Genomic DNA, 11,497 nt, shown 5'->3' on the forward strand with positions numbered 1-11,497 from the left:
CGGCCCCGCTTCACCGTTCGAGGAGGAACTTCAGCCCATCAGCTTGGCGACCAGCACCTCGGCGAACTCGCGGGTGATGTCTCCGTAGTTCAGCGAGAAGTCGTCGTCCACGCGCGTGGGGATCAGCCCCGAGCACAGCACGGCCGCACGGGCGTAGAGCCCGGGAAGCTCCGCGCCGATCGGCACGGACAGCAGCTGCAGCGACTCATCCCACGAGGCCAGCGGGGCCCCGGCCTGGCGGGCGGCCAGGTGCTTGCCCAGTCCGGAGTTCACCAGACGGCTGTGGCCCGACTCGACGTCGGCCTCCGTGCGGAACCGGTAGCGCGTGCGGTGGTGGTGGTTGATCCGGAACAGCCCGGCCTGCTCGCGGTCGGTCGTGGCGTGCCAGGTGGCATCGGCCGGGTCGAAGCGCTCGGCCACGCCGTTGTACTGCATCTCCGCGCGCGGCAGCCCCTGCTCGACCTCCGACAGCGGCGGCAGGGTGTCGAGCATGACCGGACCGGCCCCGTAGACCACGTCGCACAGGCCCTCGGGCAGATGCTCCACGACGGCCTCGAGCTCGGCGTCCATGATCAGCGACATGGAGTGATCCTCCGGCGACAGGGTCAGCACGGAGCCGCCGGCCTTCTCCGCCGCCGCGGCCACCTGGGCCTCCTTCTGCGGGGTCCATCCGCCGGTCAGCAGCACGGTGCCGTCCACGAGCTGGGCCAGCGCCGGCGAGCAGACCTGCCAGCGGCGCACCGTCCAGTTGGCGTCGCGGATCGTCTCCAGGAACCCGAGCGCGTGGAGATTGCCCACGAACCACTCCTCGAAGCGCTCGGTGTCTTCGAGCTGGCGAGCCACGATGGACAGCGACGAGCGCTTGCCGCCACCCAGGAACGTCAGGGCGTCGCGGAACGGCGCCCACGACGACGGGTGCTCCCCGATCTCCGGGCCGATGAACTGCAGGGCGTCCGCCGAGCCCACCTCGGAGACCGCGGAGGCCTTGGTCAGCCGACCCGGATAGCGCTTCTCCATCCCGCAGTCGCGGCAGCGCCCGAAGATCCAAGGGGCCTTGGACTTGGGGTCCATGGGCGGGATCACGATCCGGTGCCGGCCCGTCTTCAGGCACGACGGCCCCTCGTGCTCCGGCAGGACATTCTCCCGGGGCACCAGCAGCTGCCCCTCCGCCGAGTGCCACCCCGGCACGAGCGGCAGCTCGACATCCGTCTCGACCGCGCGGGCCTCCAGGTTGTCGAAGGCGCCCTGGACATACTCCTCGGGCAGCTCCTGGGCCGTGGCGGCCGTGACGGGCCACAGCGCGTCCTGCGGCTCGTGGAGCATCTCGCCCTCGTAGCCCAGCGAACGCTGGGTGATGTAGAAGCTGGTGTCGCGCACCTGGTAGGCGATCCGCTGCTTGACCGTGCGCCCGGCCTTGAGGACCAGGATGTAGTCGTTGGGCCGCAGCCGGCCGTCCGGGCCGACCATGGGGGTCGAATCCACCGAGATCTGGAACGGAGGGGTGCGGTTCTCCGCCAGCTTGTGCCGCTCCAGCCGAAAGGTCTCGGCGTGGCGCCACTCGACCTCCAGGGTCAGGGGATCATCCGAGTCGGAGACCACGGTGATCTGCGGCGGGCGCTGGGTGGACCAGCGGATGACGTCGCCGGGGATGCGCAGGCCGCCGGAGAGGCGGATCGAGGGGACCAGGCGCGGGACCATGCCGGAGAAGTTGTCGTCCGCGGTCAGCTCGGGGTTGCCCGCGCGCAGGACCTGGACGCCGTCGAACAGCGCCCACCCCTCCGGCAGCCCCGCGGTGCCCGCGGGCAGGAAGGTGAAGTCCGGCGAGGCGGAGTCCTCCAGGATCGCGCGCATGCCTGCGATCAGATCCTCGTCGTCGCGGATCAGGACCCGGCACGGCCAGGCCGCGGGGATGTGGTCCACCGAGATGTAGGTGTCGGAGAAGCCGTCCTTGGCGAAGATGACCACCGGCCGCGGCGAGCGATGGAAGCTGTGCGCACCGGCGGACAGGTTCAGCTCGCCGCGCAGCAGCGACTGCGGGTCGATGCGCGCGGAGTAGGCGGAGATCCCCAGGTAGGCATCGCCCATGTAGGACAGGAAGACGGAGCGCGGGCCTGCGGTGGTCTCCAGCTCCACATCGCGGTCGGCCATGTAGCGCTTGGGCACCACGAAGCCGAACTCGAACTGCGGGTTGCCGACGTAGTCGACGGAGTCGACCAGGGTCAGGGACGCGGAGTGCTCGCCGGGGCGGGAGGTCGCCGAGCGGCGCACGGGCACCGGGCCGCCTGCGGAGTCGCGCGAGCGCTCCCAGCGGATGAGCTCGGAGCGGGCGATCTCCAGCCCGGGATCGCGGGTGGAGGAGGTGGACCACAGCTTCTTCATCTCGGCCGAGACCTCGGTGTCGGCCACGTCGAGCCAGAAGTCCAGGTAGATGCCGAGCTCCCCTGCCGAGAGCCCCTGGGCCATGGTCAGCTCCATGTCCTCGAACATCTGGTGCAGCTGGCGGCGCTCTGACTCCCCCAGCAGGGACTGGGACAGCGCCAGGCCCACCGGCCGCTGATTCAGGGCATCGCCCACGGGCAGGCCGACCTCGCCGTCGCGCAGCTCGAGCCAGTAGCGCACAGCGTCCCAGTAGCCCTCGGCGTCCTTCTTGAAGGAGGTCTCCAGCGCCTTGGCATGGTCCTGGCCTGCCCCGAGCAGGACCGACAGCGGGAGGTAGAAGGCCGTGGCCGCCTTGGCCCCGGTGCGCGAGGCCAGGCGGGAGGTGTGGCGTCCGGCCACGGCGAACAGGCACAGCAGTGCGACGACCGGCGGCGGGGCCAGCTCCTCCAGGGAGTCCAGGGCACGGCGCGAGTCGCGGTACCACAGCGTGTTCATGCGCGTGAAGGTCTCCAGGACCGGGGTGCGCGATCCATCAAGGACCAGCAGCGGCGTCACCGAATCGGCGATCGCGCGCAGGACCGAGGGACCGTCCATCTCGTGCTCGGCGCCGATCCTGGCAAGCACGGAGTCATCGAGATCCAGCGGGACCAGCTCACCGGCCTTGTCCGTTCCGAACAGCGCCGCGCACACGGCGTCGTTCCAGCGCAGGTACTCGATCTCCGCGGCGCTGCGGGCGATCCGATGGTCTCCGAGGCTGAGCCCTCGTGTGTGAGCCAACTGCTCCTCCGTCCGCGGCTCCCCGAGCCGCCGTCCTGATCCGGATGCCTGCCGGCCACGGTCCGCAGCCGGCTCTCTGGTGCCAGAGTCCCCGCCCGAACGGGTGCGTTCGGGCAGCACCTCCCATTGTAGGTCCCGGGTCCCACGTAGAATCGCTCGGATGACCGCCTCACCGACCTCCGAGCCCTCCGGATGGAAGCGCGCGCTCGAGCGGATGCTCGACGACGAGCAGAACGAGGCGCTCGAGGCCTCCGCCGATGACGGGGCATCGGCCCAGGTCGGGCTCGAGTTCGACCTGCAGCTGCCGCTGCTGCGCCGGGTGCGCCAGGCGGCGCCGGCGGCAGGGGCTCCCTACACACTGGGAATGCGACCGGTGCGCCGCGGGGCGCGCGGGAACTGGATCCGCGGCGGGCTGGACTGGGAGCGCGTGGTGGATGCCGGTCGCACGGGAGCCGTGAGCCCCGAGCAGGCGGATTGGTTCGACGAGCTGCGCGTGCTCGCGAACGTCCGTTCGCGCCAGATCGCCCACGATCGGCACTGGATCAGGGTGGAGCACTACGAATCGCCCATGCTGTGGTCGCTGCTCGAGCGTGCCGAGCAGCTGGAGATCTCCCTCATCAGCGCCGGCAGTGGCCGTCCCGTCGTGCTGGATCCTGCCGGGCGCTTCCAGGTCGATCTGAGCCGCGACGAGGACCAGGGGCTGGTCCTGCACCCTGAGGTCGTGGTCGAGGACGAGGGCGTGCGCCGCGTGATCCCGCTGACCTCCGCCGGTGTGGTGGGCGATCCGGGCCACGGCCTGTTCTTCCCGGTCGCCGAGCACGACGGCCCTCCGGCCTTCTCCGGCTCCGCGCCCGAGCACCTGGACCCGGAGTCCGATCTCAACGCCATGTCGCTGCGCCTGGTTCCGCTGAGCACGCGACTGACCCGCGAGCAGCGCCGCTTCCTGGAGACCGCGCAGGAGATGACGGTCCCGCAGGAGGAGGTCCAGGAATTCGTCGAGCGCTGGTTCCCCCGCCTGCAGCAGCGCATCTCCATGACCAGCGACGACGGCTCGATCGAGCTGCCGGACGTCGCAGCTCCGGAGATGGTCCTCACGGTGACCCACGACGACCTCACGGTGCGGCTGGAATGGGAGTGGGAGTATCAGCTGGGCGCCGAGCGCCTTCGGCTGCCCTTCCGTCCCGCCGATCCCCTCGGCACCGAGCCCGTGCGCCGCGACTCCACCTGGGAGTCGTCCATGACCACGGCCGTGCACCGGCGCATCCCGGAGCTCGAGTTCCGACGCAGCGCCTACGTGGGCTACGACGCCGTGGTGCTGCTGCGCGACTGGCTGCCCGAGCTCGAGCGGATCCACGACCTGCGCATCGAGACCCGCGGCACCGAGCCGGCCTACCGCCCCTCGCAGGATCCGCCGGAGATCACGGTGTCCACGGCCTCGAGCCAGCGCCGCGACTGGTTCGATCTGGGCGTCTCGATCCGCGTGGGCGACTTCCACGTGGCCTTCTCGGACATCTTCAAGGCGCTGGCTCAGGGCCAGGACGTGATGATGCTGCCCGACGGCACCTGGTTCAGCCTCGACGCCCCGCGCTTCGAGAAGCTGAGGGACCTGCTCAAGGAGGCCCGCTCCCTGCAGGACACGCCCACGGATGCGCCCATGATCTCGCGGCACCAGCTCGGGCTGTGGGAGGAGTTCGAGGAGCTGGCCGATCGCTCCGAGCCGGTCAGCCGCTGGCGCGAGGCCGTGACCCGGCTGGGCGCGGACCTCCAGGAGGAGGACCCGCCGGAGGTGCCGCAGGCGCTGAACGCGCGGCTGCGCCCGTATCAGGTCGACGGCTTCCGCTGGCTGGCCGCACTGCACGACCTCGGCCTGGGCGGCGTGCTGGCCGATGACATGGGCCTGGGCAAGACGGTGCAGACCATCGCCATGTTCCAGCGGGCCCGCGACCGCGCCGCCGCAGGCGTGCCCGATGCTCCCGCCGGCGGACCCTTCCTGGTGGTCGCGCCCACCTCCGTCGTGGCGAACTGGGTCTCGGAGATCCGGCGCTTCGCCCCGGAGCTGTCCGTGCGCTCCATGCCCGGCACGGCCTCGGCCACGGGTGAGGATCCGCAGCGGCTGGCCGAAGATCACGACGTCGTCGTGATCTCCTACGCGCTGCTGCGCCTGGACGAGCAGTTGTGGAGCGCGATCGACTTCTCCGCCGTCGTGCTGGATGAGGCCCAGTTCGTGAAGAACCCGCGCACCCGCGCCCACCGCGCCGCGCGGGCTCTGCGCACCGACACCACGATCGCCGTGACCGGCACCCCGCTGGAGAACGGGCTGACCGACCTGTGGGCACTGCTGGCGCTGACCGCTCCGGGGCTGTTCCCGTCCCGCAGACGCTTCGCCGAGACCTACCAGCGCCCCATCGAGACCACGGGCGATCGCGCCGCGCTGTCGCGGATGCGCCGGCGCCTGGCCCCGTTCATGCTGCGCCGCACCAAGGAGTCCGTGGATCTGCAGCTGCCGCCCAAGATCGAGCAGACCCTCGAGATCGAGCTGTCCGAGGAGCACCGTCGCCTCTACAACCTGCACCTGCAGCGCGAGCGCTCCAAGGTCCTCGGTCTGCTGCAGGACCTCAACGGCAACCGATTCACGATCTTCCAGTCGCTGACCAAGCTGCGGCTGATGGCCCTGGACCCGTCGCTGGTGGACCCCGAGATGGAGGTCCCCTCCTCCAAGCTCGAGGTGCTCTTCGAGCATCTGCCGGAGATCATCGCCGAAGGCCACCGCCCGCTCGTGTTCTCGCAGTTCACCGGGTTCCTCAAGCTCGCGGCCGCGCGCCTGGACCGGCTCGGCATCCCCTATTCCTATCTGGACGGCTCGACCCGCGACCGCGCCTCGGCGATCGAGGACTTCCGCTCGGGGCGCACCCGGGTCTTCCTGGTCTCCCTCAAGGCCGGCGGCACGGGGCTGAACCTTGTCGAGGCCGACTACTGCTTCCTGCTGGATCCCTGGTGGAACCCCATGGCGGAGAACCAGGCGATCGACCGTGCCCACAGAATCGGTCAGACCCGGAAGGTGCTCGTCTACCGTCTGATCGCCCAGGGCACGATCGAGCAGAAGGTCATGGAGCTCAAGAGCCGCAAGGCCGCCCTGTTCGACTCCGTGATGGACGACGACGGTACCTTCGCCTCCCAGCTCAGCGCCGACGACGTCCTCGAGCTGCTGCGGGACTGACGCCTCCCCGCGCCAGACTCCCTGTGATGCCCGCGGCGTCATAATGGGGTGCGGGGCCTGTGATCCCGTGAGACTGCGCCCGGATTCGTCTAGCGTGGAGGCCGCGCGTGAGTGTCCGGGACATGCATCCTGCGAACGAGACGCGCAAGCACCTGGACTGGCGCTGTGCGCCCTGCCCGTGTACCGCTCACCGCCCTGGCGCTGCCCCGTCGAGCGCACTCGTCTCGTGACGTCGCCCGCGGCCTGCCCCGCACCCACCTTCTGCCTGCCGAGGAAGTGATCGCCGTGTCCCCTATCTCCGCGGACCGGCCCGAGTCAGCGGATGCCCCCGCCCAGGTCGCCGACTGGCTCGTCGCCTCCGGGCTCGCCCCCGCCGATATCCGCCGCCGTCTGCACACGCTGTTCCCGGACAGAGCTCCGAGCAGCTGGGACGACTGGCTGCGCCGCGACGTCCTCGGCGAGCCGGCCGCCCTTCCTCGACCTCCCTACGACGAGCGCCAGCTGCGTCTGGGCGTGGAGATCGTCGCAGCCCTGGCAGAGGGCCTGACCCCCGATCCCTGCGGCGCCGCGCTGCTGACCTCGGAGGACGTCGACATCCTCGAGGACCTGACCGGGCGCTACGACCCCTCCGGAGCCGTCCTGGCCAACTGCCTCACGCTGGTCGGCACGCTGCGCCGGCACGTGAGCTCCGGCCGGCGCCCGGTGCTGCGCCCGTCGCGCTATCAGGAGCTGCTCCTGGAGACCCGTCTGGTCGCCGATGTCCCCCAAGCCCATCAGCTGCGCTGGCCGCCGGCCGCTGCGGTCGTGGCCCACCGTCTGGGCGACGGCGACTGGGCCCGGGCGCTGGCCGGGATCGGCCTGGACGGCGGTCAGCCCTGCGAGCCGAGGCAGCGGGCCCTTCCCACGGCCCGGGAGATCCAGGAGCTCGACGATCCCGGCATCGGACTGATCGCGGCCCCCGCGGCCGCACACGAGTGGCCCGACGAGACCTGGGACGAGCTCAGAGACCGCCTCCTGGACGAGCTCGAGGAGCTCGCCTGGAAGGACCTCCTGGTCCTTCGCTACTCCGGGGCCGCCCAGGAGGAGGCGCCCCCTCCCCCGTCGGCCTGGGCACGCACCGGACCGGACGGTGCTGTGGTCAGTCTCTCGGGCGTCAACGGCTCGAGCGCACTGTGGCCCTTGGATGAGGACTACTTCCTCGGGGACCGCTGGCGGCAGCCCGCCCATGGCGGCATCGCCTGGAACTGCGGGCCTGTGCCCGCCTCCGAGGCCGCCGATCTGATGATCGAGGGCATGCGCTTCGGGCGGATGTGCACCAATCCCTACCGCTACCGCTGGGGCGTGGGCGATGCCGAGACCGGCTCCGCGGACGAGGACCTCGACGCCTCGGGAGCAGAGGCCTCGGTGCTGTCCTTCCCCCGGCCGAGCTGCTGAGCACCTTCGGCCCGGATGCGCTGTGAGCGAGTCCACGCCGACAGCCCTGACACGAGCGCCTGCGGCCGGTAGACTCGCACGATCGAAGGGGAGTAGCTCCTAGGGCGGCCATCGGCCCCCGGAGGCTCGTCGACATACCGGATTCACGGAGGAGTCCCGGCGAGCCGTCCGCACGCGGATGAGCGAGACCTTCGTCCCACGGCATGGCAGGCCCTGCGCCGCCGTTCCCCGACAGGACAGGACTCCTCCATGAACGACTCCCCCACGCCCTCTGCCGATTCCGCGGTCTCGCTGACTCCCGGCGACCCCGGGGCGGCCACGCGCTCCCAGGTCCGCCGCTGGCAGCGCTACCTGGCCGAGGAGCAGGCCGAGGCGGAGATCTACCGCAGGCTCGGCGAGCGCTCCCAGGGCCGCCACCGCCGGATCCTGCTCGAGGTGGCCGAAGCCGAGGGCAGGCACAGCCGGCACTGGCAGAGTCAGCTCGCGCCCTACGGGCTCGGACCCACTCGCCCGTCGCTGGGCTCGCGCGCCCTGATGCTGCTGGCCGAGCACTTCGGCACGGTGTTCGTGCTGGCGCTGCTGCAGCGCGCCGAGTCGCGCTCCCCGTACGCCGACGACGCAGACGTCCCCGCCTCCATGGCCGCCGACGAGGCCCTGCACGAGGAGATCGTGCGCGCCTTGGCCAACGACGGTCGGCAGCGGCTGTCCGGCAACTTCCGCGCCGCCGTCTTCGGCGCCAACGACGGCCTCGTGTCCAACTTGGCCCTCGTGATGGGTGTGGGCGCCACGAGCATGGCCGGCTCCCAGGTGCTCTTCACGGGCATCGCCGGCCTGCTGGCCGGAGCCCTGTCCATGGGCGCCGGCGAGTTCGTCTCCGTGCGCTCGCAGCGCGAGATGCTCGACGCCTCCCAGCCCACCCAGGTCACCCTCGATGTGGCCCCCCAGCTGGATCTGCAGGCCAACGAGCTCGAACTGGTCTATCGCGCCCGCGGCATGACCGCCGAGGCGGCGGCGCATCGCGCAGCCGAGCGCCTGGGCTATCTCGACTGCGACTGCGACCCGTCGCTGTCCTACCAGGACCAGGACGACGAGACGGAGACCAGCGAGGAGAACGTGGCCCTGGGAACGGATCTGGGGGCCTCCGCCTCGAGCTTCTGCTTCTTCGCCTCCGGGGCGATCATCCCGATCATCCCGTTCATCCTGGGGATGTCCGGTACGCCCGCACTGGTGCTGGCCATGGTCTTGGTGGGCATCGCCCTGCTGGTCACCGGCGGCGCCGTGGGCCTGCTGTCCGGGGCCTCTCCGCTGAAGCGGGGCCTGCGCCAGCTGGGGATCGGCTACGGCGCAGCGATCGCGACCTACCTGCTGGGCCTTGCGTTCAACACCACGGTCGGCTGAGCGGCCGGCGCACGTGACCGCCCACGTCGGGGGCGCATTCCATCGCGTGTGCGGCACTTCACACACGTCAGGTATTTCACTCCGGGAGGCACCGCTGTCCCCCAAGCTGGGATATGATTCCGCACGTGGCCATCGCGCCACACAGCAATGAGGGACCACTGTCGCAGACGTCGGCACGGCCGCACTGGGGGGTGCTTCGTCGCCGGCAGCGGCAGTGGCAGAAGTCGCTCAGCCCACGACTCCCCTCATTGAGACATGACTGTCTGCCGATGGCCGCGAGCATTCTCCTTCTGGAGGCGCATCTCTCCCCGCGCCGGGTGCCTTGCATCCGTCAACTCGCGGCCATCGGCCTGTCATGACATGACCAGCGCCCGGACCCCACAGGGTCCGGGCGCTTCTCGTCGTTCCGGGGCCGCTTCAGGACTGCGGCTCGAACTGCTTCTCCCAGACGATCTCGCCGTTGCCATCGCGCAGCGAGACCGTCATGAGGTCCTGCTCATCCAGGTCCACGTGCCCGAAGAACTGGAACGCCGCATCCCGCGGCGAGCCCATGGTGGGGCCGGCCTTGGAGAAGACCTCCTCCGGGCCGAGGGTCCCGTCCAGCTCGTTGGGCCCGAAGCTGCCCGCGTTGATCGGCCCGGCCACGAACTCCCAGAACTCCTCGAAGTCCTGGAATGCCGCATTGTCGGGTGTGTAGTGATGGGCTGCGCAGTAGTGGACGTCGCCGGTGATCACGAAGACGTTCTTCACGCCGTTGTCCTTGATCGACTTCAGCACTCGCGCCAGCTGCAGCTCACGGCCCAGCGGCGTGCCCGGATCGTCGTTGGAGATCGACTCCTGGGCCTTCCCGTCGGGGACCACGAGCCCCAGCGGGAGGTCGGCGGAGAGGCACTTCCAGGTGGCGGTGGAGTCCCGCAGGCCGTCGATCAGCCACTGGGTCTGCTCCTCCCCCAGGATGTCCGTCTCCTGCGCCTCCATGCCGTCGGTGTTCGCGCCCTTGAACGTGCGCATGTCCAGGCAGAACACATCCAGCTGCGAGCCGCGCTCGATCTTGCGGTAGATCCGCGCGTCCTCGAAGCCCGAGGTCCCGGGCTTGAGGGCGCGAGCATCGCCGATGGGCTGGTACTCCTGCCAGGCTCGGCGCCCGCGCTGGGCCAGCGTGTCGACGTCGAGGACCGAGTAGCGCTCATCCTCGAGGGTTTCACCGGGGTACCAGTTGTTGGTGGTCTCGTGATCGTCCCACTGCGCGAACAGGGAGGTGTGCGCGTAGAAGTCGCGGATGTTGTGATCCATCAGGTTGTAGCGATGGCGGGCGCGGAACTCCTCCTGGGTCTCGGCGACCTTGGAGACGCCCTCGGTCACCACGTTGCGCCAGATCTCGCCGTTCGGCTCCTGGTACTCGGCCTCGATGGGGCCGTCCGCGTAGACCGTGTCGCCTGCGTGGATGAAGAAGTCGGGGTTCGTGGCCGCCATGGCCCGGTAGGTGCGCATGCCACCCAGGTCCGGATTGATGCCGAAGCCCTGTCCTGCCGTGTCGGCGGTCCACACGAAGGACTGACGTGTGCCCGAGGCGCGGCGAGTGCGCTGGCCACGGCCCAGGTGCAGGCCCTCCGGGGCGGTGCGGAAGGTCCCGAACTCCGCGGGCGAGCGGACGCCGGACTCATCCTCGAACTGCACGGCGTAGAGGAACTGCGAGCCGGAAGGCAGCCCGGTCACGCCGATCTTCGCGGTGTGGTCGGTCTCGGCGGTGACCCAGCCGGAGGCGACGGTCTTCTCGAAGCGCCCGCGGCCCCGGGCAGGCTCGAACGCGTCGTCCACGGCGGTGATCTTCACGATCATGCGGCCGTCGCCGGAGGAGCGCGACCACACCACGACGGAGTCCTTCGAGGCCTCCCCCGTCATGATGCCCGAGGGGAGGTGGAGGCGACGGCGGACGAGCCCCACGGCCGAGGCGGGCTGGGCGGGCGAGGAAACGGCGGGCGAGGCGACGGCCGGAACGGCGGAGGCGGCGAGCACGGAGGTGGCGGCGGTGGCGGTGAGCAGACCGCGGCGGGAGATGGGAGACATGGCCCCATCCTCGGCAGCCCACCCGTCCGCTCCCCCTCCGGCAGATGACGCAGGGTCGTCATGCAGGTGAAGAGGCGATGCCCCAGGTCACAGGCCCATGCACTGCCATGCAACGAGTCCAGGTGCGCGAGTCCCGGCCCCGCTCCGATGCCTTCCCTCAGGCCGCCGCGCACCACGATGCGCCCGGTTGCCGCGAGATGCCCCGGAAGGCACAGGAGCACCGGC

The 11,497-nt window shown here is 70.5% G+C and carries 5 protein-coding genes; 3 read left to right on the forward strand and 2 right to left on the reverse strand.

The window, feature by feature from the left end; translation table 11 throughout:
- Positions 1-30: 30 nt before the first annotated feature.
- Positions 31-3,156, reverse strand: coding sequence for a hypothetical protein (locus M3E84_RS11645; protein ID WP_259896383.1), 3,126 nt, complete (start codon positions 3,154-3,156; stop codon positions 31-33).
- Between the two features lie 160 nt (positions 3,157-3,316).
- On the opposite strand from M3E84_RS11645, the gene M3E84_RS11650 reads away from it, so the two are divergent.
- The 3 genes from M3E84_RS11650 (at position 3,317) to M3E84_RS11660 (ending at position 9,205) form a co-directional block, all read left to right on the forward strand.
- Positions 3,317-6,373: a DEAD/DEAH box helicase gene (locus M3E84_RS11650; RefSeq protein WP_259896384.1), complete on the forward strand. Its 3,057-nt coding sequence runs from the start codon at positions 3,317-3,319 to the stop codon at positions 6,371-6,373.
- Positions 6,374-6,658: 285 nt separating this feature from the next.
- Positions 6,659-7,807, forward strand: coding sequence for a hypothetical protein (locus tag M3E84_RS11655; RefSeq protein WP_259896385.1), 1,149 nt, complete (start codon positions 6,659-6,661; stop codon positions 7,805-7,807).
- Between the two features lie 249 nt (positions 7,808-8,056).
- The gene (locus M3E84_RS11660) at positions 8,057-9,205 is read left to right on the forward strand and encodes a VIT1/CCC1 transporter family protein (protein ID WP_259896387.1); all 1,149 of its coding nucleotides are present in this window, start codon (positions 8,057-8,059) and stop codon (positions 9,203-9,205) included.
- 417 nt (positions 9,206-9,622) lie between these two features.
- Here the strand turns inward: M3E84_RS11660 and M3E84_RS11665 are convergent, their stop codons facing one another.
- On the reverse strand, positions 9,623-11,272 hold the full coding sequence (locus M3E84_RS11665; protein WP_259896388.1) for an alkaline phosphatase: 1,650 nt from the start codon (positions 11,270-11,272) through the stop codon (positions 9,623-9,625).
- Positions 11,273-11,497: the final 225 nt, after the last annotated feature.

Origin of the sequence: Kocuria sp. p3-SID1428 (assembly GCF_025149945.1) — a bacterium.
Taxonomy (GTDB): domain Bacteria; phylum Actinomycetota; class Actinomycetes; order Actinomycetales; family Micrococcaceae; genus Kocuria.